The sequence below is a fragment of the Caulobacter sp. GW822-FHT01G02 genome (assembly GCF_058802865.1).
In genome coordinates this window covers 308,061-331,742 of the sequence record NZ_JBXAON010000002.1, presented here as the reverse complement: position 1 = coordinate 331,742, position 23,682 = coordinate 308,061, and the positions used below count along the sequence as shown (strand labels likewise).

Annotated in this window: 25 protein-coding genes; 7 read left to right on the top strand and 18 right to left on the bottom strand. The window is 68.5% G+C overall.

Annotation, left to right across the window (positions count from 1 at the left end; all coding sequences use genetic code 11):
• Positions 1-125 precede the first annotated feature (125 nt).
• The 9 genes from AC1RNC_RS07030 to AC1RNC_RS06990 form a co-directional block, all read right to left on the bottom strand.
• Positions 126-1,556: a PQQ-like beta-propeller repeat protein gene (locus tag AC1RNC_RS07030; RefSeq protein WP_492884891.1), complete on the bottom strand. Its 1,431-nt coding sequence runs from the start codon at positions 1,554-1,556 to the stop codon at positions 126-128.
• Positions 1,553-2,314, bottom strand: a complete 762-nt coding sequence (locus AC1RNC_RS07025; protein ID WP_492884890.1) for a tetratricopeptide repeat protein — start codon at positions 2,312-2,314, stop codon at positions 1,553-1,555. The genes AC1RNC_RS07030 and AC1RNC_RS07025 overlap by 4 nt, the downstream gene beginning before the upstream one ends.
• A gap of 195 nt (positions 2,315-2,509) precedes the next feature.
• Positions 2,510-3,337, bottom strand: a complete 828-nt coding sequence (gene panB, locus AC1RNC_RS07020; protein WP_492884888.1) for a 3-methyl-2-oxobutanoate hydroxymethyltransferase — start codon at positions 3,335-3,337, stop codon at positions 2,510-2,512.
• 125 nt (positions 3,338-3,462) lie between these two features.
• Positions 3,463-3,843, bottom strand: coding sequence for a hypothetical protein (locus tag AC1RNC_RS07015; protein WP_492884886.1), 381 nt, complete (start codon positions 3,841-3,843; stop codon positions 3,463-3,465).
• Positions 3,836-4,411 (bottom strand): RNA polymerase sigma factor, encoded by a 576-nt coding sequence (locus AC1RNC_RS07010; RefSeq protein ID WP_492838124.1) that lies wholly within the window; start codon positions 4,409-4,411, stop codon positions 3,836-3,838. Before AC1RNC_RS07010 ends, AC1RNC_RS07015 begins: the two co-directional genes overlap by 8 nt.
• Positions 4,412-4,444: 33 nt before the next feature.
• Positions 4,445-4,831 carry a DUF6249 domain-containing protein gene (locus AC1RNC_RS07005; RefSeq protein WP_492838126.1) on the bottom strand — a complete coding sequence of 129 codons (387 nt, stop codon included), beginning with the start codon at positions 4,829-4,831 and terminating at the stop codon, positions 4,445-4,447.
• Between the two features lie 223 nt (positions 4,832-5,054).
• The gene (locus AC1RNC_RS07000; RefSeq protein WP_492884883.1) at positions 5,055-5,720 is read right to left on the bottom strand and encodes an HAD family hydrolase; all 666 of its coding nucleotides are present in this window, start codon (positions 5,718-5,720) and stop codon (positions 5,055-5,057) included.
• A 114-nt stretch (positions 5,721-5,834) separates the two neighbouring features.
• Entirely contained in the window at positions 5,835-6,182 is a 348-nt protein-coding gene (locus AC1RNC_RS06995; protein ID WP_492884881.1) for an ArsC family reductase, read from the bottom strand.
• 32 nt (positions 6,183-6,214) lie between these two features.
• On the bottom strand, positions 6,215-6,796 hold the full coding sequence (locus AC1RNC_RS06990) for a 2'-5' RNA ligase family protein (RefSeq protein WP_492884880.1): 582 nt from the start codon (positions 6,794-6,796) through the stop codon (positions 6,215-6,217).
• 127 nt (positions 6,797-6,923) lie between these two features.
• On the opposite strand from AC1RNC_RS06990, the gene AC1RNC_RS06985 reads away from it, so the two are divergent.
• The 5 genes from AC1RNC_RS06985 to AC1RNC_RS06965 are packed head-to-tail and all read left to right on the top strand — an operon-like array spanning position 6,924 to position 10,894.
• Positions 6,924-7,307, top strand: coding sequence for a BlaI/MecI/CopY family transcriptional regulator (locus AC1RNC_RS06985; RefSeq protein WP_492885500.1), 384 nt, complete (start codon positions 6,924-6,926; stop codon positions 7,305-7,307).
• Entirely contained in the window at positions 7,297-8,763 is a 1,467-nt protein-coding gene (locus AC1RNC_RS06980; RefSeq protein ID WP_492884878.1) for a M56 family metallopeptidase, read from the top strand. The genes AC1RNC_RS06985 and AC1RNC_RS06980 overlap by 11 nt, the downstream gene beginning before the upstream one ends.
• Positions 8,764-8,809: 46 nt before the next feature.
• Positions 8,810-10,333: an FAD-dependent oxidoreductase gene (locus tag AC1RNC_RS06975; RefSeq protein ID WP_492884876.1), complete on the top strand. Its 1,524-nt coding sequence runs from the start codon at positions 8,810-8,812 to the stop codon at positions 10,331-10,333.
• The gene (locus AC1RNC_RS06970; RefSeq protein WP_492884874.1) at positions 10,330-10,659 is read left to right on the top strand and encodes a hypothetical protein; all 330 of its coding nucleotides are present in this window, start codon (positions 10,330-10,332) and stop codon (positions 10,657-10,659) included. The genes AC1RNC_RS06975 and AC1RNC_RS06970 overlap by 4 nt, the downstream gene beginning before the upstream one ends.
• Positions 10,660-10,714: 55 nt before the next feature.
• Positions 10,715-10,894, top strand: coding sequence for a hypothetical protein (locus AC1RNC_RS06965; RefSeq protein ID WP_125157822.1), 180 nt, complete (start codon positions 10,715-10,717; stop codon positions 10,892-10,894).
• Positions 10,895-10,897: 3 nt separating this feature from the next.
• On the opposite strand, the gene AC1RNC_RS06960 is transcribed toward AC1RNC_RS06965, so the two are convergent.
• From AC1RNC_RS06960 to AC1RNC_RS06945, 4 genes are all read right to left on the bottom strand, one after another.
• Positions 10,898-11,347 carry a DUF2147 domain-containing protein gene (locus AC1RNC_RS06960; protein WP_492884872.1) on the bottom strand — a complete coding sequence of 150 codons (450 nt, stop codon included), beginning with the start codon at positions 11,345-11,347 and terminating at the stop codon, positions 10,898-10,900.
• Between the two features lie 126 nt (positions 11,348-11,473).
• Positions 11,474-12,919: an efflux transporter outer membrane subunit gene (locus AC1RNC_RS06955; RefSeq protein WP_492884870.1), complete on the bottom strand. Its 1,446-nt coding sequence runs from the start codon at positions 12,917-12,919 to the stop codon at positions 11,474-11,476.
• A complete protein-coding gene (locus tag AC1RNC_RS06950; protein ID WP_492884868.1) occupies positions 12,903-14,441 on the bottom strand; it encodes a DHA2 family efflux MFS transporter permease subunit in 1,539 nt (512 codons plus the stop codon). The genes AC1RNC_RS06955 and AC1RNC_RS06950 overlap by 17 nt, the downstream gene beginning before the upstream one ends.
• Positions 14,441-15,520, bottom strand: a complete 1,080-nt coding sequence (locus AC1RNC_RS06945; protein ID WP_492884866.1) for an HlyD family secretion protein — start codon at positions 15,518-15,520, stop codon at positions 14,441-14,443. Before AC1RNC_RS06945 ends, AC1RNC_RS06950 begins: the two co-directional genes overlap by 1 nt.
• 119 nt (positions 15,521-15,639) lie before the next feature.
• On the opposite strand from AC1RNC_RS06945, the gene AC1RNC_RS06940 reads away from it, so the two are divergent.
• A complete protein-coding gene (locus AC1RNC_RS06940) occupies positions 15,640-16,587 on the top strand; it encodes a LysR family transcriptional regulator (RefSeq protein WP_492884864.1) in 948 nt (315 codons plus the stop codon).
• Positions 16,588-16,591: 4 nt separating this feature from the next.
• Here AC1RNC_RS06940 and ilvD read toward each other — a convergent pair whose 3' ends face one another.
• Positions 16,592-18,439 (bottom strand): dihydroxy-acid dehydratase, encoded by a 1,848-nt coding sequence (ilvD, locus tag AC1RNC_RS06935; protein WP_492884863.1) that lies wholly within the window; start codon positions 18,437-18,439, stop codon positions 16,592-16,594.
• 95 nt (positions 18,440-18,534) lie between these two features.
• On the opposite strand from ilvD, the gene AC1RNC_RS06930 reads away from it, so the two are divergent.
• Positions 18,535-19,431 (top strand): LysR family transcriptional regulator, encoded by an 897-nt coding sequence (locus tag AC1RNC_RS06930; RefSeq protein ID WP_492884861.1) that lies wholly within the window; start codon positions 18,535-18,537, stop codon positions 19,429-19,431.
• On the opposite strand, the gene AC1RNC_RS06925 is transcribed toward AC1RNC_RS06930, so the two are convergent.
• The 4 genes from AC1RNC_RS06925 to AC1RNC_RS06910 are packed head-to-tail and all read right to left on the bottom strand — an operon-like array spanning position 19,428 to position 23,678.
• Complete coding sequence (locus AC1RNC_RS06925; RefSeq protein ID WP_492884859.1) at positions 19,428-19,946, bottom strand: MarR family transcriptional regulator; 519 nt, start codon at positions 19,944-19,946, stop codon at positions 19,428-19,430. The two genes, AC1RNC_RS06930 and AC1RNC_RS06925, sit on opposite strands and share 4 nt — an antisense overlap.
• Complete coding sequence (locus AC1RNC_RS06920) at positions 19,943-21,499, bottom strand: serine hydrolase (RefSeq protein ID WP_492884858.1); 1,557 nt, start codon at positions 21,497-21,499, stop codon at positions 19,943-19,945. The genes AC1RNC_RS06925 and AC1RNC_RS06920 overlap by 4 nt, the downstream gene beginning before the upstream one ends.
• A complete protein-coding gene (locus AC1RNC_RS06915) occupies positions 21,496-22,620 on the bottom strand; it encodes a YkvI family membrane protein (protein WP_492884856.1) in 1,125 nt (374 codons plus the stop codon). Before AC1RNC_RS06915 ends, AC1RNC_RS06920 begins: the two co-directional genes overlap by 4 nt.
• Positions 22,617-23,678, bottom strand: coding sequence for an N-acetyltransferase DgcN family protein (locus AC1RNC_RS06910; RefSeq protein WP_492884854.1), 1,062 nt, complete (start codon positions 23,676-23,678; stop codon positions 22,617-22,619). The genes AC1RNC_RS06915 and AC1RNC_RS06910 overlap by 4 nt, the downstream gene beginning before the upstream one ends.
• Between the last annotated feature and the right edge of the window lie 4 nt (positions 23,679-23,682).

Genomic DNA, 23,682 nt, shown 5'->3' with positions numbered 1-23,682 from the left:
AGTAGTCGATTTTCACGTTTCCCGCAAAAGGCGTTGGAAAAGCGAACGCCCGGGCCAGCTTTCGCGGACCCGGGCTCAAGAGCGTTTCAAGTTGTCGAGCGAGCCCGAAGGCGCGCCTTCTTGGCTTAGCGGATGGCGATCAGTTCCGCGTCATCCGTGACGACGTAGATCATGTCGCCGACCGCGATCGGATTGATCAGCACCGAGGAACCGACCTTGAGGGTCTTTTCCTTGGCGCCGGTCTTGGCGTTCAAGGCGACGGCCTCGCCGGCGCTGGACACCGTGATCAGGCGGCCATTGGCCAGGATCGGGGTCGACCACAGGATAGGATGCTTGGCCCGCTTCTTCTTCTGCTTCTTGGACAGGGCCTCGGTGTTGTTGAGGTCCTGGATCCAATAGACCGAGCCGTTTTCGCGCGAGACGCAGATGACCTGGCCGGCCTTGTCGACGACATAGACCACGTCGCCGGCGACCCACGGGGTGGTGATGGCGGTGACCGGCAGGCTCCAGCGGGCCTGGCCCGAGCGCAGATCGGTGGCGGCGAAGACGCCCGAGTGGCTGACGGCGAAGACGTCGCCCTTGTAGATCACCGGGCGGCCCGGGATGTCGCGGATTTCCGACAGCGCGTTGGTGCGGCTGGCGCGGCTGAGGGCCTCGCTCCACAGGTCGTTGCCGTTAGTCGCGCGCAGGGCCACCAGTTCGCCCGAGGCGAAGCCGGCCACGACGGTGTCACCGCTGACGGCGGGGGTCGAGGCGGCCAGGATGCGGGCCGGTTCGCTGAGGGCCTGGTAGGTCCAGCCCGGCGCGCCGGTGGCGGCGTCGAAGGTCAGCAGTTCATTGTCGGTCGAGACCACGAACACGCGGCCGTCGGCGACGGTGGGGGCGGCGTGGATCGGAGTGGTGACCGGCTGCGTCCAGCTCAGATTGCCCGAGGCGGCGTCGATCTGGGCCACGAAGCGGAAGCCCGAGGCGACATAGAGCTTGTTGTCGGCGCCGACGGCGAGGCCGCCACCGAAGCCCGTGCGGTCGTTCTTCTTGGGCAGCAGGCCCATGAAGCCGGCCTTCTTGATCGAACCGGCGGCCGGACGCAGGTCCTTGCGCCAGATCTGCGAGCCCGACTTGGCGTCGATCGCCACGACGTCGGCCTCGCCGTCCATCACGAAGATGCGGCCCTCGGCCGAGACCGGCGGCGCGGTGACGTGGAAGGTCTTGCCGCTCTTCTTGCCGAAACCCTTCTTCCAGGCGATCTGGAAGCCCTTGCCGGCGTCGACGTGTTCGATCGACTGCTCGGCGTTGCCGCCCGGCAGGCGCCATTCGGTCTGGACGACCGGCTCGGGCAGGAAGAAGTCCGCGCCCTTCAGCGTCTCGTTGGCCTCGACCTTCTGGTCGAAGGCGATGATCGAGATGCGCTGCCCCTGGCTGGCCGTGGACTTGTTCTTGTCCTTGCCGTGGAACGGGTTGAGCTTCGAAACCGTCGAACAGCCGGTGACGGCCATGGACGCCGACATCAGCGCGACCAGGGCGACGGAACGCTTGGAGATCATCAGGCGGCTCATTGGGCGTTAGGGGCGGCTTGCGGAGCGAGGCCCGCGGGCAGTTGGCTCATCGGCGGCATGGGCGGCAGAGCGGCGGCGGCCTTCACGGCGGCGGCCAGGTCCTTGGCGGTGCCCGAGTCGATCAGTTGCATGGCCGCCTGGGCGCGCTGGCGCACCTCTTCCGAGGTGCTGCTGTCCAGCGAATTGGCCAGGATCACGAAGTCGGCGCGCGCGCCCTTCAGGTCGCCGGCCTGCAGCTTGGCGAAGGCCAGCGCTTCCTTGGCGTACACGCGGTACGGACTCTTTTCCCCCGCCAAAGGCGTCAACCTCGACTCAAGATCCTTGTAGGGAGCCGTGTCCATCAGGGCGAAGGCGGATTTGAGGCGGGCTAGGTCGCCCAGCAGGGCGTTCGGCGCGGCCTTGGCGGCCTCGTCGAAATAGCCGACGGCCTCCTTGGTCTTGTTTTCTTCCAGGCGGATGTCGCCCATTTGCAGCAAGGCCAGGGCCTTGTAGCCCGCGGCGCCGCCGTCGGCGACGGTCTTGAACTGGCCGAAGGCAGCCGCAGGCCCCTGCTTCTGAGCGGTTTCCAGCGCGGACTGATAGCCTTCCGAGGCCTTGTTGGCCTGGGTCGTCTGGTACGAGGTCCAGCCCCAGTAGCCGCCTACGCCGATCACCACGGCCACCACGGCCGCCGCCACGAACGGCAGCGATTTCACCGCCAGCGTACGATAGCGCTCGGAGCGAAGCTGTTCTTCGACTTCGTCAAAAACATCGACCACGAAACGAGGCTCCGAAACAGGCGCTAGCCCAGGCACGCCGCCCGCACTGGAGCGACGCCGCTGGGTTGAAGACAGATTGTGGCGGGCGGAGGGCCGCTCGCCGAGGCGGCGAACCTATAGCGTGCCGCGCCGGGCCGCAACGCCCGCTGGAACGGCGATTTCGATCGTCGTTCCAGGTTCGCCGCGAAAGCGCTTTCAGGGCTTCTTGGCGTAATAGGTCTCGGCGTCGCCTGGGAAGCTGCGATCCTTCACGTCACGGGCGAATTCGGCCGCGGCGCGCTCGATCTCGCCCTTCAGGTCGGCGTAGCGGCGGACGAACTTCGGGGTCCAGTCGAACAGGCCCAGCATGTCGTCGACGACCAGCACCTGGCCGTCGCAGCCGGCCGAGGCGCCGATGCCGATGGTGGGGACAGAGACCGCTTCCGTAACCTCGCGGGCCAGGCTCTCGGCCACGCCCTCGACGACGATGGCGAAGGCGCCGGCCTCCGCCGTCAGGCGGGCCTCTTCCAGCACCTTGGCGCGGCCGGCCTCGTCCCGGCCCTTGGCCTTGAAACCGCCCTCCAGCAGCACGGCCTGGGGGCGCAGGCCGACATGGCCCATGACCGGCACGCCGCGCTGGGTCAGGTAGGCGATGGTCGCCGGCACGGTCAGGCCGCTCTCGACCTTCACGGCCTGGGCGCCGGTCTCCTTCATGATCCGCACGGCGTTGGCGTAGGCCTCTTCGTGCGAGTTCTCGTAGGAGCCGAACGGCATGTCGACGACGACCATGGCCTTCTTGGAGCCGCGCATGACCGCCTGACCATGCAGGATCATCATGTCCAGGGTCACGCCGACGGTGTTGGGCAAGCCGTGGACCACCATGCCCAGCGAATCTCCCACCAGCAGCAGATCGCAGGCGTCGTCGAGCGCGGCGGCGACTGGGGCGGTGTAGGCCGTCAGGCAGACGATGGGGACGCCGCCTTTGCGGGCGGTGATGTCGGGGGCGGCCAGACGGAGGACCGTCTCTTCACGATGGGCGGACACGGCGAGCGCTCCCTAAGCGGCTTCTTTTAGGGCGCCGTTTGTGGGCCGGATCGCGCCGCACCGCAACATGAACGGCGATAACACCATCCAGGCGGTACGGCGCACCGGACCTTCGGCCCGTGGCGTCAGAAGTCCTCGACCGCGCGCGTCACGAAGAACGCCAGCGCCACCACCGCCAGGCCGGCCGCCAGCCAGACCGCCTCGGCGCTGGACGGAGTCGCCAGCACCGCGTTGAACTTGGCCACGCCGGCGTTGATCTCGTTCTCCAGCGTGTGGCTGCCATTCTTCGACAGTTGCGCGACTTCGTTGGAGAAGCGGGTCGACAGCAGCTGGAAGGCCGCGATCAGGCCCGCCGCGCCACCGGCCACGGCGATGAACATGCGCCGCATCGCCCATCCGCGGTCCAGCTTGGCCGCGACCTCGGCGTTGAACAGGGCCGCGTCGGGAAACGACGGCGGCTCGGCGAACATGCGGCTTAGTTGGGCTTCGAAATCGGGTTCAGCCATGTGCTTCCCTCCTCGCCCCTTCCTCTGGCCGGGCGAGCCTCGCCCGGAGTTTATCCAAACCACGTTTGACATGGGATTTGACCGTGCCGATCGGGATATTCAAGGCCTCGGCCGCTTCGGCGTGAGACCAGTCGGCGCCGTAGCACAGGGAAACGCACAGGCGCTCCCCGCGTGACAGCGACTTCAGGGCCTCGTCGAGGTCGATGCGGCTGGCCGCGTCCTTCGACGCGTCGCGCACCATGACATCCTCGACCGGCTCGACGGTGTCCGAGAAGATCAGCCGCGCCTCGCGCTTGACCTTCTTCAGGTAGAGCCGCGCGGCGATCTTTCTGATCCAGGCCCCGAAGGTCCCCTCACCGCGGAACTCGGCGGCCTGTTCGAAGCCCGTCATGAAGGCGTCCTGGGCCAGGTCGTCGGCGGTGGCCGAGTCGGCGCCCATGCGTCTCAAGAGACCCCGGACAGCCGAGCCGTGCCTGCGCACCAGCTCCCCGTAGGCCCGGCGGTCGCCCGCCGCCGCTTGCGCGGCGAGCTCGACGTCGTGGCCAGTTGGTGGGCGTTCCATGCCCATTGGATCAAGCCCCTCCCAAGGCTCGCGAGCCGCCTAGACCCGCTCTTCCTTGTTCGGATTGAAGAAGCTGAGCACGATGAAGGCCACGCCGATCACCACCGGGATGCAGGCGATGCCGAAGCCGTCGAAGTCGTCGCCGCCGTGAATGAAGTCGCCGAAATAGGTGGCGCCGGCGATGCCGATGCCGATCGCCAGCCAGATCACGCCGGTGCGCAGGTCGCGCAGGCGGGTCGGCGGGGTCTTCACGCTGCGGCTCATCGCCTCGATCACCTCGGGCGGGATCGGCTGGCCCTTTTCGATGGCGACACGCAGGGTGCGCTGCATTTCGCGGCGCTCGCGGCTCTTGAAGTAGAACGGCAGGCAGACGATGGCGACGATCATGGCGAAGGCGCCGATCGGAACGATGATTTCAGGACCCATTTTAAATCCTCCAACGAGTTGTTTGGACGACGCCCCCGCGCCGCCTTCACTAGTAAGAGGCGTTCACGGTCCTGATTGGAGGCGCCCGCCGGGATGAAACTTTCGTAAGGCCAACAAAAGCTAGACGATCGCGAGGGCCGGACGACGCCATACCGAAGGGCCGCCGACCATCAGGACCGCGGCGCAACGAAACCCCAAGAGCTACGGCAGACGCCCTCGAAGGCTAGTCGCCGCCGACCGCCGGTCTGGACGCGCCGACGTACGAGATAATTTCGGACATCGTGGCGAACGACACCGTGGGCTGGTGCTGGGCCAGGATCGCGGGCTTGGCGTAGCCCCAGCCGACGGCGCCGCAGTCCAGGCCCACCGCGCGGGCGGCCTCGATATCGCGGGTTTCGTCGCCGATGCAGAGGACCTTGTCACGGCTGACGCCTCGGGCCGTGACCTGCTTGAACTTGCGGGCCTTGCCGAACAGCGAAGCCCCGCAGGCATAGAGACTGATCAGTTCGCCCAGCTCCTCGCCCAGTACGCGACGGATCACCGCCTCGCTATTGGAGCTGACCACGGCGATCTTCACGCCGGCCGCGTGCAGGGCGCGCAGCATCCGGGCGGTCTCGGGGAACAGCGGGATGGTGTGAGCGTCGGCGGCCATCAGCTTCTTGCCGGCGCGGGCGATCAAGGGGAGCTTCCAGGGGGAAACGCCCAGATAGCGGATGACCTCGCGGGTGCTGCGGCCGCGCAGCATCTCGATCTCTTCGTTGGTGACGGTCTTGAAGCCGTACCGGCGCGCCATCGGATTGACAGCCCGCATCATCCAGGCCGCGCTGTCGGCCAGCGTGCCGTCGAAGTCAAAGATGACCAGCTCGTATCGCGAGACAGCGTCCCCCACGCGTCAAAAACCCCCTCATGGCTCGCGACGACGCGAGACCTTCCGTCCAGTGATAGACCGATCTCCTGGAAATTGTCGTCTTAAACTTCGCTCACGGCGCGAGGGAAACGCGGACTAGCCGATCGCGGCTTCGTAGATCTCAGGCTTGAAGCCGACCAGCCGGCGGTCGCCCAGGTCGAGCACCGGGCGTTTGATCATCGAAGGCTGGGCCAGCATCAGGGCGATGGCCTTGTCGGCGTTCAGGTTCTGGCGATCGGCCTCGTCCAGCTTGCGGAAGGTCGTGCCGGCGCGGTTCAGGATCGTCTCCCAGCCGTGCTCCTGAACCCAGCCTTCCAACGTCGCGCGATCGATCCCAACCGCCTTGTAGTCGTGGAAGTCATAGGCCTGGCCGCGCGCCTCCAGCCACTTGCGCGCCTTGGCGACCGTGTCGCAGTTCTTGATGCCGTACATCGTCGGGGTCATGGCCGGGCCTCTTGCAGCGAATCTCCGTGATCCTAGCCGGTCAGATCCCAGGCCTGGAGCACGATGTGCAGGGTCTGGCCCAGCTTGCTTTGCACCAGCACGAAGCGATCGACCGTCCAGCGGATCGGGGCGATGGCCTGGGCCGGGACCACCTGGCCGTCGTAAAGCAGCGTGATATGCGGGGTGAAGCTGCTGTCGGGCTTCAGCTTCACCCAAGCCATGGCCTCGCCGAGCGCCTTCTGAAACTTGATCAGATCCTGCACGTCCTCCCCGCCCTGCAGCGTGAAGGGGTTGGCGCCCGGCCGGTTGGCGAAGCTGACGGCCTGATCGAACGTGACCTCGAACGGCGCGGCCTTCAGAGCCGCCCCGGCGTCCTTGCCCTTCGCCACCACATCGTTGGGCAGGCCCACATAGTCGCCCAGGTGATGCAGGGTGATGTGGAAGCGATCGGTCAGCAGCGGCTGGCCGCGCAGGCCCAGGGCCTCTTTCAGTAGGCGCGCCTCGGTCGCGATCCGCTCGGCCGTCGCGGGGTCCGGATACAGCAGGAACATCAGCCGGTCGGTCGGCGTCGGCGGGTCGAAGCCCGGCAGGCCCATCTGCAATGTCTCGACCATCCGGCCCTCCTGTCTCGCCCGCCAGGGTTAAGCCGCTTCGGCTTCGCGTCCAACCGCCGCATTACAATTCGTTTACACGCGTAATCGATGGCTTGACTGGAACGTTTACGTGCGTAATCGTTGGGTCATGGATACGAACCCGCAACGCATCAGCGCCGCCGAAAGCGAAGTCATGAAGGTGCTTTGGGCCGACAGCCCCAAGCCCGCCGAGGACGTGCTGGCCATCCTGGCCAAGGACCACGGCTGGGCCGAGGGCACGGTGAAGACCCTGCTGAACCGCCTGCTGAAGAAGGGCGCGATCGCCGCCGACAAGGATGGCCGCCGCTTCCTCTACCGTCCGCTGGTCGGCCGCGAGGACTACGTGGATTCCGAGAGCCAGGGCCTGCTGGACCGCCTGTTCGATGGACGCCTGGCGCCCTTGGTCAGCCACTTCTCCAAGCGCGAGAAGCTGAACCCCGAGGACATCGCGGAACTGCGCCGCCTGCTGGACGAGATCGACGATGACCAGTGACCTGATCCTCTTCCTGGCCAAGGCCAACCTGGCCCTGGCGGCGGCCGTGCTGCTGGCGCTGGCCCTGCGCAAACCGGTCCGCGCCGCGTTCGGGGCCCGCAGCGCCTATGCGCTGTGGCTGATCGTACCGCTGTCGATCCTGGCCCTGCTGATCCCGGCCCGCACCGTCGTCCTGCCCGCACCCGTCGTCGCCGAAACGGCCGTCGCGACCGCCAGGGCGGAGGCGCCGTCGCGGCGCACCGTCGCGCCGTCTGTCCCGAACCAAGTCCGCGCCCTGCCGATCACCGAGATCGTCCTGGGCCTCTGGGGGTTCGTCGCTATCGCCGGCCTGATCGTCCAGGCCGAGCGTCAGCGCCGCTTTGTCCGCTCGCTAGGCCGGCTCAGCGTCACCGACGACGCCAGCCTGGTGCTCGCCGAACGCCCCGGCGTCGGTCCAGCCGTGATCGGAGCCCTGGCCCCATGCGTGGTTCTGCCCGCCGACTTCGCCGAGCGCTTCACGCCCGAGGAGCAGGCCTTGATCCTGGCCCACGAGCGCAACCACCTGGCCGTCGGCGACGCGCAGATCAACGCCGTGGTCACCGGCCTGCGGTGCCTGTTCTGGTTCAACCCGTTCATCCATCTGGGCGCGGCCGTGCTGCGGATCGATCAGGAGATTGCCTGCGACGCCGCCGTGCTGGCCCGTCATCCCAAGACCCGCCGCGCCTATGGCGAAGCCATGCTGAAGACCCAGCTGGCCGCCTTCGCCCCGCCGCTGGGCTGCCATTGGCCCGCCTCGGCCAACAACCAACTGAAGGAGCGCTTCACCTTGCTCACCCGTCACCATGCCCATCGCGGCCGCCACCTGGCCGGCGCGGCCGCCGTCGCGATCCTGAGCCTCTCGGCCGGCGTCGCCGCCTGGGCCGCCCAACCCGCGCAGGTCGTCCAGCAGCCCCCCGCCCGCGCCAAGTCCGCCGCCGCTCGCCACCTGGGCCAGCCGCTGTTCGAGGCCGTCCGCGCCAGAGACATCGGCGCCGTGCGGGAACTGATCGCCCTGGGGGCCGATGTGAACACGGTGATCGTCGGCGACGGCTCGCCGCTGATCGAAGCCGCCCGTCGCGGCCGCATGGACATCGTCCAGGCCCTGCTGACCGCCGGCGCCGATCCGAACCTGGCCGTGCGCGGCGACGGCGCCCCGCTGATCCAGGCCTCGCTGTCCGGCCACCTCGACATCGTCCAGGCCCTGGTGGCGCGCGGCGCCAATGTCGAGATCTTCGTCCCCGGCGACGAGACTCCGCTGATCAACGCCGCCCAGGCGGGAAGCCTGCCCATCGTCGCCTACCTGGTCGAGCACGGCGCCGACGTGAACCGCGCGGTCGAGGCCAATGAAGGCGAGATGCGCTCGCCGCTCGGTCAGGCCCGCAAGAACGGCCACGGCGCCGTCGTCGACTACCTGAAGAGCCGGGGCGCGCGGTCCTAAGGGACCGCCCCAAACTTCTCCAATAAAATCAGCGAGTTTTTCAACGATGGCGATCATCGACGCTCGGACTTTGCCTGACGCCAGCCGGATCGAGGCCGATCTGGTGATCATCGGCGGCGGCCTGGCCGGCATCACCCTGGCCAAGGAGCTGGCCGGCGGCCCGCTGAAGGTCGCCATCCTGGAGAGCGGCGGCCTGGAAATCGACATGGAGAACCAGGCCCTCTACGCCGGCTCCGGCGTCCAGAAAGCGCCCGGCAATCCCGACCGGCCGTTCGACAACTATCCGGTCCAGTCCCGCATCAGGGCTCTGGGCGGCTCGGGCCACGTGTGGGGCGGCAAGTGCGGACCGCTGGACCCCGCCGACTTCGCCGAGCGGCCTTGGATCCCCTACAGCGGCTGGCCCGTCACCCGCCCCCAGATGCAGGCCTACTACGACCGGGCCTGCGACCTGCTGGAGATCCCGCGCTTCCCGCTGGAGATGGCCAAACCGACCGAACCCGATCGCCAGCCCCTGGCGCTGGACCCGGCCGACGGCTTCTTCCCGGCCCCGCGGGTGTTCTCGAAATTCTCCGGCGGCGGCGACAAGGCGGCTTTCGACGCCTGGCGCACGAAGTTCGCCGACGCGCCGAACATCACCGTCTATCTCTACGCCAACGTCGTGAAAATTCGCCGGCAAGGCGCTGAAATCGTTGGCCTGGACGTCGCCTGCCTCAAGGGCTCGCATCACACCGCAAAGGCCAGGCGTTACGTGCTGGCGACCGGCGGCATCGAGAATGTCCGCCTGCTACTGGCCTCCGAGAACCTGGGCAACGGCCACGACCTGGTCGGGCGGTTCTTCCAGGGCCACGTCACCTATTCGAACGACGGCGACGCCGAGACCGAAGGCACGGTCGTGGCCGTCACGCGCGCCGCGCCGCTGGAGCTCTATGCGCCGACCAAGCGGCTGTCGCCCCACTGCGTGATCGGCTCGGGCCTGAAGGCCCAGGCGCGGATGAAGACCGGCAATTTCACCGCCACGCTCTACAAGGCCACGCCCTCCGGGACCGACACCAAGGTCGGCGCCGACACGCAGGCGATCCGCAAGACCAGCGGCCGCGTCGCCGGCCAGGACGAGGCCCAACTGCTGGGCTACTTCGCCATGGCCGAGCACTTTCCCAATCCCGACAGCCGCGTGACCCTGGATCCCGAGCACAAGGATCCTTTGGGCATGCCGCGCGTGCGCCTGACCTGGACCTATGGCGAGAAGGACTATGCCGACCTGGAGCGGTCGGTGGCGGGCCTGGCCGACGCGTTCGGGGCCGCGGGTCAGGGCCGGCTGTGCTGGTCGATCCCACGCGACAAGTTGCTGGCGACCTCCAGCGCCTCGCGCCACCACATGGGAACGACACGGATGCACACTGATCCGAGCAAGGGCGTGGTCGACGCCGATCTGCGTCTGCATGAGGCCAGGAACCTCTATGTCGCCGGCAGCTCGGTCTTCCCGACCTCCGGCATCGTCAACCCGACCCTGACCATCCTGGCGCTGTGCATGCGGCTGGCCGACCACCTGAAAAGCGAGACTGCACAATGACCAGCCGCCGCGACCTCCTGGCCGCCCTGGTGGCGCTTGCCGTCACACCGACTATGGCCCGCTCCGCCACACCCGACGTCGTCGCCGGCCTCGACGCCGCCGCCGTGCAGCGGATCGGCAAGGCCTGGCGCGAACTGCATCCGAACGTCACTGCCGCCGTGCTGGCCAAGCGCCTGTTCCCGGCCGGACGCGGCCTCGCCGCCCTGCCCCGCCTGCGCGATCAGGCCGCCGCCGATTTCCGCAAAGGCGCGATCTTCGCCTATCGCGGCTGGCGGCTGTCGGACACCGAAGGGGCGCTGCTGGCCCTGCTCTCGTTCGAAGCTTAGCCCGAGGAACCCGGACGGACATGGCCGGTTAGGTCCTCAGCAGAGGAGTTGCGCCATGCCCCAGGGCGACAAGAGCAAGTACACCGACAAGCAGGAACGCAAGGCCGACCACATCGCCGAAGGCTACGAGGCCAAGGGCGTCTCGGACAAGGAAGCCGAGCGCCGGGCCTGGGCCACGGTCAACAAGCAGGACGGCGGCGGCAAGAAACCCGGCGGCTCGGGTCGCCACGCCTGAGGATCAGGACGCCTTGGACGTACTCGCCGTGGCGGTGTCGACCCGCGTCCAGGTCTGCGACTTGCAGAGGAAGTTGGGCAGCAGACAACCCTTGGCCTTCAGCGAGGCGCGGTCCAGCAGCTTGACCTGGCCCGAGAAGGTCATGTCCAGGTCGGGTACATAGACCCGGCCCTTCCACTCGTTGGGATCGGCGGCGGAAAAGTCGCGCAGCAGCTGCATGCCGACCAGATCCTGGTTGTTCTTCTTCTTCACGTCGGCGCGTGCGTGGTCATTGGCCCAGACGACGACGCCGCAGGTGCGGGCCTCGCACGGCTTGATCTCGATATGGACGCTGCCCTTGGGATTACGCCAGACGCCGTAGATGTCCCCCGGACGCGGCGCGGCGCCGGTCTGGGCGAAGGCGGCTCCGCCCCCGACCCACAGCGCTAACGCCACAGCCAGTCCACGCGACATGCTTCGGCTCATCACGGCCGTCCTTCTCTCAGCGGCTACGCCAACCCGTACCCCATCGGGGCGCGAAGCTAGCCGCTCGGAAAGACGAGGTGAAGCCGTCAGAATTGAGGCGGGCCCCATCCCGGGTCAGCCGGTGCGCCAATCGGCCCCGGTCGCCGCGAACAGGCGGATGGCGTCGACCAGACGTTGGCCCTGCGCGCGGGCCTGGGCCGAGCGCGCGGCGTTGAGCGTGCGCTGAGCGTCGACGACCTCCAGCAGCGTGCCACCGCCCTTGTCGAAGGCGACCCTGGCCAGACGCAGGCGTTCGGTCGCCTGCTGCTCGGTGCGGGCGTGGGCTGTCAGTGCCGCTTCATCGGCCGACAGGGCCGAAAGGGCGTCGGCGACCTGGCCGAAGGCGGTCAACACGGTCTGCTGGTAGCGGGCGCTGGCGGCGCGGGCCGCCTCGCGGGCCTGCTGGCGACGGGCCTTCAGGGCGCCGCCGTCGAAGATCGGCGCGGTCAGGCCGGCCCCGATGTCCCAGCCGCTGGCGTCGTACGAGAAGAGGTCGCCCGGCTTCAGCGCGCCCTGGGTCAGCGAGGCTGTCAGCTTCAGGTTCGGATAGAGGTCGGCCGTCGTGACGCCGATGTCGGCGGTGGCGGCGTGCAACTCGGCCTCGGCGGCCAGGATGTCGGGACGCTTGCGAACCAGTTGCGACGGCAGGGCCACCGGCACGGGGGCGTCGAGCGCCATGGTCGACAGATCGAAGGCCGGGGCGCTCCAGTCGGCCGGGGCCTTGCCGATCAGCACGGCCAGGGCGTGACGGGCGGCGGCCAGTTCGCCCTGCAGGGCCGGCAGTTGGGCGCGGTCCTCTTCCAGCTGGCTTGCGGCCGAGACCTTGGCCAGGCTGGTCGAGCCGCCCAAGGCGTTGGCCTTGCGGATCAGCTCGATATTGGCCTGGTCGTCGGCGATCATCCGCTCGACACTGGCGATCTGGGCCCGCAGCGTGGCGATGGTCGCCGCCTGAAGAGCGACATTGGCGGTGAGACTGAGATAGGCCGCCTCGGCGCGGCGCCCCTGGGCTTCGACGCGCGCGGCGGCGCCCTCGATGCGGCGTCTATTGCCGCCCCACAGGTCGAGGTCGTAGCTGACCGCGCCGCCGACCGAATAGAGGCTGAAGGTCGGATTGCTGAGCTTGATGTCGCCAAAGCCCGTGAAGCCGAACGACTGCAGGTTGGCGCGTTCGCGGGCGACGCCGGCGTTGCCTGTGACCTGAGGTCCGGCCACGCCGCGCGCCTGGGCCAAGGCCGATTGCGATTGGGCCAGGGTGGCGTCGGCTTCGGCGAGCGTCGGGCTATCCTTCAGCGCCTGGCGGATGACGGCGTCCAGTTCGGGCGAGTTCAGCGCCGTCCACCACGGACCGGCGTTGGCCGTGTCGGCGTCAAGGCGCGCGGCGGCGGGGGCCGTCTCGCCCGCGCCCAGGGTCGAGGCGGCTTTGGGCGCGTCCGGCGCCTGAAAGTTCGGCCCCATGGTCGCGCAGGCGGACAGGCTAGTCGCCGCCAGCAAGGCGGTCAGGAGCTTAGTGGTCGGAGACATTGGCGGCCTTCGCCCCGGGCTTCGGGGTACGCATGAGAAGGATGAGCGGCGCGCAGGCGATGGTGATCACCAGCATCAGCCGGAAGTCGTCGAGATAGGACAGCATCGCCGCCTGCCGGCCGATCACGCCGTTGAACGCGGCCATGGCGGCCTCCGTCGAGAACACGTTCGGAGCGTAGGCCTGGTACAGCGGGTTGTCGGGCCGGGCGTGCTCGACCAGCACCGCGTGGTGCTTCTCGATGCCGCTGACGAACAGGGCCTGCATGATCGAGATGCCCGCCGCCGAGCCGATGTTGCGGATCAGGGTGAAGAGCCCCGCCCCTTCCGCCCGATGCTGCGGCATGACCTTGGCGAAGGCGATGGTGCTGAGGGGCACGAAGATCAGGCCGGTGCCGACGCCCGACAGGAAGCCCGAAACCACGAGCAGGGTCGTGTCCATCTCCAGATTGTAGTGGCTCATCTGCCAGAGCGAGAGCGCGCTGATCGCCAGGCCGATGCTGAGCAGCAGCTTGATGTTCATCCGCCCCATCAGCTGGCCCACCGCGAACATGGCGATGAACGAGCCAAGGCCGCGCGGCATCGACACCAGACCCGTGAAGGCGACCGGATAGCCCAGCAGGGTCTGCATCAGCGGCGGCAGCAAGGCCAGGGTGCTATAGAGCAGGATGCCGATGAAGAAGCCGAACAGGCAGCAGGTGATGAAGTTGCCATCGGCCAGCAGTTCCCGCGCCACGAACGGCTTCTCGGCCGTGGCCAACTGCACGCCGAACACCCACAGGGCGATGACGGCTACGATCAGCTCGACCCAGATCTCGCGTGAGCCGAACCAGTCCTGGCTGGGGCCTCGGTCCAGCATCAGCTGGAAGGCTCCGATGGCGATGGCCAGGGCCAGAAAGCCCAGGGTGTCGAACTTGCGCTTCTCGCTGCTTCTCTTTTCGGAGAGGAAGAAGAACACGCCGCAGAAGGCCAGGATGCCGATCGGCAGGTTGATGAAGAACACCCATCGCCAGTCGAGATTATCGGTCAGCCAGCCGCCCAGGCCGGGCCCTAGCAGCGGACCGAGCACCGCGCCCGCGCCCCAGACGGCCATCGCCTGGCCGTGGCGCTCGGGCGGATTGATGTCCAGCAGCACGGCCTGGGACAGCGGGATCAGCGCGGCTCCAAACAGACCTTGCAGCAGGCGGAACAGCACGATCTCGACCAGGTTCTGCGCCGCGCCGCACAGCATCGAGGCGGCGGTGAAACCGATGATCGAGACGATCAGCACCATCTTGCGGCCCATCCGCTCGGTCAGGAAGCCGGTCAGCGGCGTCATAATCGTCGAGGCCACGATGTAGGAGGTCAGCACCCAGGTGATCTGGTCGGTCGAGGCCGAGACGCTGCCCTGGATGTGCGGCAGGGCGACGTTGGCGATCGTGGTGTCCAGCGAGATCATGATCGTCGCCAGCATCACCGAGATGGTGATCGGCAAGCGATTGGCGACGTCGCGGGCGTGCCCCTCCTGGAGCGCCTTGGGGGTCATCAGTGCTTGCCCGAGCGGATATCCACCTTCGCCTGGGCGCTGAGTCCAGCCGAGAGGTTGCTGGGCGCGGCGTCGTCCAGGGTCAGGCGCACGGGCACGCGCTGCACGACCTTGACCCAGTTGCCGGTGGCGTTCTCGGCCGGCAGCAGGGCGAAGCTGGCGCCGGTGCCGGGGCTGAAGCTGGCGACATGGGCCTTCAGCGGCTTGTCATAGGCGTCGACCTTGATCGTGGCCGGCTGGCCGACGCGCATATGGGCCAGCTGGTCTTCCTTGAAGTTGGCCTCGATCCAGGGCTTGCCCGAGATCAGGAAGAACAGCGGCCTGGACGCCTCGACCCGCTGGCCGACCTGCAACTGCTCGACCTTGGCGATAACGCCGTCGGTCGGGGCGACCACGGCGGCGTAGGAACGATCCAGCTTGGCGCGCTCGAGCTTGGCGGACGCTTCCAGCACGCCGGGCTGCTGCTCGGTGGCGATGTCGGCGCGACCGCCGAGGTCGGCCAGGGCCGTGGCGATCTGTTGCCGGACGACGGCGACCTGGCGCTGGGCCTGGTCGGCGGCGTGGCGGGCCTCGTCGGCCTGGGCCTTGGTGGCGACGCCGGCGGCGGCGAGGTCCCGCTGGCGGGCGGCCTCGCGCTGCGCATAGCCGGCGGTCTCCTGCACGGCGGCCAGATCGGCCAGGCGCTGGTTATAGACCGCGCGCTTGCCCTGGACGTCGAAGCGGGCCTGGGCCAGGGCGGCCTCGGCCTGAGACACCGCCACCTGGTAGTCGGCCGGATCGAGGCGGAACAGCACCTGCCCCTTGGCCACGCGCTGGTTTTCCTGCACGTCGATCTCGACCACGCGGCCGTCGATGCTGGTGCTGATGCCCGTGCGGCTGGACTGAACGTAGGCGTTGTCGGTGGTCTCTGACTTGCCGCCCGTCAGCACGACGAAGGCGCCGATGCCCACGAGAACGACCAGCGGCGCGCCGATCATCAGCGGCCAGCGCAGGTGCTGGCCCAGGCTCCGCTCTCGCCGCCTGCTGGCCGCGTTCGCCTCGGCGCCGGCTATAGCCTCGTAACCTTCAGCGTCGCTCACGCGCTGCTCCACGTCTCGATAGGTTTTGGGGAATCGTTGGGTTCGTTCGGGTCGCGAACCTTGGCCCTCAGATAGGGCTCGGCCTGTCATGAGAGAAATGATATATACTCACGACAGCCATGAACGCCGTGAATTTCAGAACCGCCGACCTCAACCTCTTCCGGGTGTTCGTCACCCTGCTGGAAGAGAAGAACGCCACGCGCGCCGGCGAGCGGCTGGGGCTCTCGCAATCCGCTGTGAGCCATTCGCTGCGGCGCCTACGCGAAATGGTCGGAGACGACCTCTTCGTCAGAGGCCAGACAGGCTTGCGGCCGACGCCGCGCGCGCTGGAGATCGCCGACACCGCGCGCACCGCCCTGAAGCTGCTGGAGAGCGCCGTCACCAGCCAGCGGTTCGATCCGGCGGTCGACGCGCATACCTTCAACATCGCGGCCGGGACCTATATTTCCTATGTCCTGGGCCCGCTGATCGCCGAGCGCGTGATCGCCAGCGCGCCGAACGTCCAGATCCATTTCCACAACCTCTATGCGGGCATGACCGAGGACCTCGACACCGGGCGGCTGGACATGGTCGTCGGCTGCTTCGAGGCGATCCCCGGCCGCTTCTCCTATAGTCCGCTGTTCGAAGAGACCGGGGTGTGGGTGCTGCGCGCCGACCACCCGATGGTCGCCAGCGGCGTCGACTACGACGCCCTGGCCCGCCTGCCGCGCCTGGGCGTCTCGGGTGGCGGCAACGATGATCCCGACCGCACCTCGGCCGGGCACCTGGGCCTGCGGCGCGCGACCTCGTGGGGAGACACCTACGCCCTGGGCGACACTCCCTATCAGCCGTTCACGGTGCAGGACTCGTTTAGCGCCATGAACATGGTCGGCCGCTCTGACATGACCTGCATCCTGCCGCGCCGCCTGGCCCAGCTGGCCGCCGACCGCGGCAAGGTGTTCATGGTCGAACCGCCAAGCGCGCCGCCCCCCATGCCGTTCGGCGCGGTGCTACGCGCCAGCGACGCGGCTGACTCGCCCAATGGCTGGCTGCTGGACCTCTGCCGGGAAGCAGCGGCCCAGCTATAACCCTCTATTCGACCTGGCTGACGTCGCGCACCGCGCCGCGGGCGGCGTTGGTGGTCATGGCCGCGTAGGCGCGCAAGGCGGGCGAAACCTCGCGCTTGCGGTCCAGGGGCTTCCAGGCCTTGGCGCCCCGTGCCAACTGCGCCTCGCGGCGCTCGGCGATCACCGCGTCCGACACCTCCAGCGTGATGCCGCGATTGGGGATGTCGATCAGGATCGAGTCGCCGGTCTCGACCAGGGCGATCAGGCCGCCCTCGCCCGCTTCCGGCGAAACGTGGCCGATCGACAGGCCCGAGGTGCCGCCCGAGAAGCGACCGTCGGTGATCAGGGCGCAGGCCGCGCCCAGGCCCTTCGATTTCAGATAGGTGGTCGGGTACAGCATCTCCTGCATGCCCGGACCGCCCTTGGGTCCTTCGTAGCGGATGACCACGACCTCGCCGGCCACGACCTTGCCGCCCAGGATGCCGCTGACCGCCGCCTCCTGGCTCTCGAAGACACGCGCCGTGCCCCGGAAGGTCAGGATGGAGTCGTCGACCCCAGCCGTCTTCACGATGCAACCCTCGGGGGCCAGGTTTCCGAACAGCACGGCCAAGCCGCCGTCCTTCGAGAACGGATGCTCGACCGAGCGGATGACGCCCTTCTCGCGGTCCAGGTCCAGGCTCTCCCAGCGGGCGGCCTGGCTGAAGGCGATCTGGGTCGGCTTGCCGCCCGGCGCGGCGCGGAACAGCTCATGAGCGACGGCGCTGTTGGTGCGGCCGATGTCCCAGCGCGCCAGGGCCTCGGCCATGGTCGTGGCGTGGACGGTCGGCTGGGTCGTGTCGATCAGACCGCCGCGCTCCAGCTCGCCCAGGATGGCCATGACGCCGCCGGCGCGGTGGACGTCCTCCATGTGCACGTCGGCCTTGGCCGGGGCCACCTTGGACAGGCACGGCACCCGGCGCGACAGGCGGTCGATGTCCTCCATCTTGAAGTCGACCCCGCCCTCCTGGGCGGCGGCCAGCAGGTGCAGCACCGTGTTGGTCGATCCGCCCATGGCGATGTCCAGGCTCATGGCGTTCTCGAACGCCGCGCGCGTGGCGATGCCGCGCGGCAGGGCCGTGGCGTCGTCCTGCTCGTACCAGCGCTGGCAGAGGTCGACGACCAGGCGGCCGGCTTCCTTGAACAGCGCTTCGCGGTCGGCGTGGGTGGCCAGGACCGAGCCGTTGCCCGGCAGCGACAGGCCCAGGGCCTCGGTCAGGCAGTTCATCGAGTTGGCGGTGAACATCCCCGAGCACGAGCCGCAGGTCGGGCACGCGGCCTTCTCGATCGCGTTGACTTCTTCGTCGGTGTATTTGTCGTCGGCGGCGACGACCATGGCGTCGACCAGATCCAGCGCGCGGATCTCGCCCTTCACCCGCACCTTGCCGGCCTCCATCGGGCCGCCCGAGACGAAGACGACCGGGATGTTGAGGCGCATGGCGGCCATCAGCATGCCGGGCGTGATCTTGTCGCAGTTGGAGATGCAGACGATGGCGTCGGCGCAGTGGGCGTTGACCATGTACTCGACGCTGTCGGCGATCAGCTCGCGGCTGGGCAGCGAGTACAGCATCCCGCCGTGGCCCATGGCGATGCCGTCATCGACGGCGATGGTGTTGAACTCCTTGGCCACGCCGCCGGCGGCCTCGATCTCGCGGGCGACCAGCTGGCCCAGGTCTTTCAGGTGCACGTGGCCCGGGACGAACTGGGTGAAACTGTTGGCCACCGCGATGATCGGCTTGCCGAAGTCCTCGTCCTTCATGCCCGTCGCGCGCCAGAGGCCGCGGGCCCCCGCCATGTTGCGGCCGTGGGTCGAGGTGCGTGAGCGATAGGGAGGCATGGCAAATCTCAATGTCGGCGATGGGGTTATTTAGGGCCGTTTCGCTCGCTCTCAAAATATATTAGTTCAGCCGAATTAGGTCGCTGAGAATATCAATGGACGCTCGCCCGCTCCGCCACTTCATCGCCGTGGCCCAGACACTGCACTTCGGCCGCGCGGCCGAGCGCCTGGGCATGACCCAGCCGCCGCTCAGCCAGTCGATCATGAGCCTGGAGCGCGACCTGGGCGCGCCGCTGTTCGAACGCACCAAGCGCAGCGTCCACCTGACCGCGCTGGGCGAGCAATGGCTGCCGCATGTTCTGGAAGTCCTGGCGGCGCTTGACGGCCTGCCTGGCCTGGCCCAGCGGATGCGCGATGGACAGACCGGCTATCTGGCGCTGTCGTTCGTCAGCACGGCCGACTACAGCGTCCTGCCGTCGCTGGTGCGGCGCTACTCCCAGGCCTATCCGGACGTCGAGATCCGCCTGTTCGAGGCCACCAGCGACGTGCAGATCCCGGCCATCGTCAGCGGCGAGCGCCATGCCGGCATCATCATCCCGCCGGCCGATCATCCCCTGCCGCCGGGCCTCGCCTACCGCCGCCTGCTGCGCGAGCCGCTGGTCGCCGCCGTGCCCAGCGCCTGGATCGAGGACGGCCGCATCGCCCGCGAGACCGAGCTCTCCAGCGCCGAGGTTCTGGCCTCGCCGCTGATCCTGTTTCCCAAGCACGTGGCTCCGGCCTTCCACGACCTGGTCACCGGCTATTTCGCATCGCTGGGCGGGGCGGCTCGGATCATCCAGGAGGCCATCCAGATGCAGACCATCATCAGCCTGGTGTCCAGCGGTCTCGGGATCGCCCTCGTGCCGGCTTCGCTGCGAAACCTGGCGCGAGCGGGGGTCGCCTATGTCCCCCTGGCCGGCGCGGCGCCGATGCTGGAGACCGGCTTGGCCTGGCGGCGCGACGATCTCGCCCCCACCCTGGCCAACGTCCTGGCTCTGCTCGCCGAAACCTAGCGAGAACCGCCGGTCAGCGCTTGGGCGTAGTGCTGGCGGTCGATGATCGGCCGACAGAAGATCAGCGCGCCGTCGATGACAGCGTCCTCGGTCAGGAGGGTTCTGAACCACGCATTGGCTTCGGCCATGCCGCGATGCAGGGCGATGACCCGGTAGCTGTGCTTGCCGGTCACGGCGGCGGCGGTCGAGACGCATGGGTCGTCCCGCAGCCGCGCCTCCAGTCGGTCCAGCGCGCCGCCGTCGGTCAGCCGAGTGCGCAGGTCGGCGATGCAGTGGCAGACATCGGCCGGCAGCCTTACGCGGTCGACCAGCTTCAGCAGGCCGCTCTGCTTGAAGCGGGTGATGATCCTAAAGGCCGTGGTCTGCGAGACCTCCAGCATCTGGGCCAGCTCGACCACGGTCGGCAGCGGCTTGCCCTCCAGCCGGGCCATGATCGCCAGATCGGCCTCCAGGGTGACGCCCGGCCCGGGCGTCACCCTTGAAGATTGCAGCGACGCGGGTTTGACGTGGTTCACGGCGCGCCCTTCGGCGTGAACAGCAGGTCGTGATAATCCCAGCTGAAGTCGGCGATCGGCGACACCGCCCTCATCGTCACCCGCGTGATCTTGCCGTCGGGGTCGAGGTTGAAGGTGACGTAGGCCGGCTCCAGCGTCTTGTCGTCGAAGCGGGTGACGAAGGTGTCGTACTGCCAGTGCTCCAGCTTGCCGGCCATGCGCGGGGTCGACTTGAAGTCGATGCGCAAGGCCCCGTCGCCCTCGGTTACCGCGATGTCCCCGTACCAGGGGTCGGCATAGGTCCCGGCGTACTTGGCCGCGGGCAGCGAAGGCCCGACGCCGGCCGGCTTGACCTCGACGCCGCCCAGGGTCTTCAGCGCGCCGGCGATCAACTGCTTTTTGTAGGCGATGTAGCGCTCGGTCCACGGCTCGGGCTTGACCCCCAGATAGTGGTCCAGCAGCTCCAGCATCAGGCCGCGCGGCAGCTCGCCGTCCTCGCTGTTCAGCTCGATCGAGAAGCCGGCGTTGCGGTCGGGAATCAGCACCACCACCGTCTTGAAGCCCAGCACCGCGCCGCCGTGCCAGACGATCTGAGTTCCGCGGTAGTCCTGAATCTCCCAGCCCAGGCCATAGGCCTGGAAGTTGGGCTTGGTGACCTCCATGCCGGGGGGCGCGGGGTCGATCGGCTCGATAACCGTCGGCTGCCACATGGCCTGACTCTGAGCCTCGCTGAACAGCCGCTTGCCGTCCGGCAGGGCGCCGCGGGCCAGTTGCAGCTTCAGCCACTTGGCCATGTCGTTGGCGCTGACGGCCATGCCGCCGGCCGGGGCGGCGCTGCGCGCCAGCTCGTCGCGCTCGTCGAGGATCTCCTGATCGCCGGCCCCGCGCAGGCCTCCGTTCAGTCGCGCGTGTGGCTGGGCGCGGTTGGGGTTGTCGAAGCGGCGCTCGTCGGTGGTCGAGGCGTTCATGCCGGCCGGGACCAGCACATGATCGCGCGTATAGGCCTCCCAGGTCTGACCGGTCACCGCCTCGATCAGCTGGCCGGCCACCATGTAGAGGACGTTGTCGTAGGCATAGCCGCTGCGGAAACTGGTGGCGGGCTTCAGATAGCGCAAGCGGCGCACGGCCTCGGCGCGCGGGATGTTGCTGCGTGGCACGAACAGCAGGTCGCCCTGCCCCAGGCCGAGGCCGCTGCGGTGGACCAGCAGGTCGCGCACGGTCAGCTCGCGCGTCACCCACGGGTCGTACATCTGGAAGCCCGGCAGGCGATCGGCGACCTTGTCGTCCCAGGACAGCTTGCCAGCGTCGACCAGGGTGGCCAGGGCCGCCGTGGTGAAGGCCTTGCCGGTCGAGCCGGTCATGAACAGCGTATCGGCGTCGACCTTGGCCGGGTCGCCCAGCTTGCGGACGCCATAACCCTTGGCGAGCACGGTTTGCCCCTCGTCGACGATGGTGATCGACAGGCCCGGCGCGCCGACCTTTTGGCGCAGGGCCTCGACATGGGCGTCGAAGCCCTTGGGCGGCTGGACGACGGGGCCGGCGGCAAGCGCCGCGGCGAGAATGAGGCTGATCATGAGACCTCCGGCTGGAAGACGGGACGTCGGGCGAAACGAACAAGGCTGACCAGCGCCAGCGGCGCGACGTAGAGCGCGATCAGGGCGTAGGCCAGCAGGCGATAACCGCCGGCGATCAGGCTCACCAGCCCGACCCGATCGGCCAGCACCATGCAGAACACGAGCAGCGCCAGGGCGCAGGCGGCGCGGGCGCGGGCGCCGAACGGCCGTCCCATCCGGACCTGGAAGGCTACGGCGACGCGCTCATTGATGGCGTGGACCGCGCCCGCGCCACTCTCCAGCAGCGCCGCGAAGACCATGAGTTGGAACAGCGCGCGGAAGACCGGCAGGTTCAGCTTGGCCAACAGCACGTCCGATGGCAGGGCCGCGCCCGTGACGGCTGGCGCATAGGCGCACATGCAGACGAAGAAGACGAAGGCCGGAATCATCGCCAGAGGCCCGGCGATCAGGCCGGCCGTCACCGCGTCCCGGTCACTGAGCAGGCGCCGGGTCACTGGCAGGATGATCACCGCGCCGATGATGTTGTAGCCGGCATAGGTGGTTCCGCCGATCAGGGCGTCGGCCCCGACCTGGACCGGAACCGCGAAGGCGGCGGCGATGTCGGAGCCGAAGGTCGTCAGGGCCAGAACGAGAAACAAGCCATAGACGCCGTAGAGCAGGATCGAGACCCAGGCGAATAACTGCTCGACCACCTTGCTGCCGAAGGCGACGAAGCCGGTGACGCCCAGCAGCAGGGCCAGCATCCCCGCCCACTTCGGCGCGCCGAGCACCGCATGGCCGATTTCGCCGGCCGCCGCGCCGAACACGGCCAGCACCAGGACGACAAAGAAGGCGTAGGCCAGCTCGAAGGCGATCCAGCCGCGCCCCAGCAGGGCCTGGAAGAAACTCCGATAGTCCCGCGCCCCGGTCGCTCGCGCGAACAGGAAGGTCAGGACGCACATGCCGCTCCAGATCAGCGTCGCCAAGGCCAGGCCGACGAGGCCGCCCCAGGGACCAGCGGGCAGGAAGAACTCGGCGATCTCGCGGCCGGTGGCGTAGCCGCCGCCGATGACGGCGGCCTTGAACGCCAGGCCTGGCAGCAGCCAGCGGCTGAACCAGCCTGGGGCCGCCTTCCCGCTCATGCGAGGCAGGCGTCCAGCAGCCGCTCGAAGGCCGGGCCGCCCCGCAGCGGGTCGGCGGTCGGCAGGCCCAGGCGCTGAGCCACGGCCGCGATTTCGGCCTGGGCGGTCTCGGGCGACAGTTTGCCGGTGTTGAGGCTGATCCCCGCGCAGCGGATATTCGGATTGGTCACCCGCCCCATCAGGACGGTCGCCTCGATCACCGCCTCGATCGACGGCACGGCGTGACCGGGATAGCCGAGGATCTGGGTGCGGCCCGGCTCGTGACAGACCACGAAGACGTCGGGCTGGCTGCCTTGCAACAGACCCAGCGACACCGCGCCGTAGGCGGGGTGCATCAAGGACCCCTGCCCTTCGATCACGTCGACATGGCTGGCCGGCGCGGCGGGGCTGAGCATCTCGGCCGCCCCGGCGATGAAATCGGAGACCACCGCGTCGATCGGTATGCCGGCGCCGGCGATCATGATCCCGGTCTGGCCGGTGGCCCGGAAGTCGACATCGACGCCACGTCCACGCAGTCCTCGGGTGATGGCCAGGGCCGCGTACTTCTTGCCGAGAGCGCAATCGGTGCCGACGGTCAGGATCCGGCGGCCCGAGCGGCGCTTGCCCGAGCCGACGGGAATCCCTGTCGGCGGAGTGCGCACGTCGATCAGCCGGCGGCCGGTCCGCTGGGCGGCGGCCTTCAACTCCGGGATATCGCCCAGCTTGGCGTGCATGCCGGAGATGAGGTCGAGCCCCGCCTCCAGCGCCTCGACCAGACCGGCGATCCAGGCTGGCGGGATGATCCCGCCGGCGTTGGCCACGCCGATCACCATGCCCCGCGCGCCCTCGGCCACGGCCTGGGCCGGCGCCAGGGCTGGCAGGCCGGTGCTGACCCGGGCGCCCGGCAGGACGAACTCGCCGACGCAGCGCTCGCCGACCCAGTCGCGCAGGCCGAACGCGGTCTTGGCGTAGCCGGGCTCGACCGTGTCGCCGAGGAACAGGAGGTAGGGCGACGGCAAGGCGCCCTCCATAGCCTCATCGGCCTTATCGTCCTGGGCGGTTCTGGCGATAGCGGTCATGTGA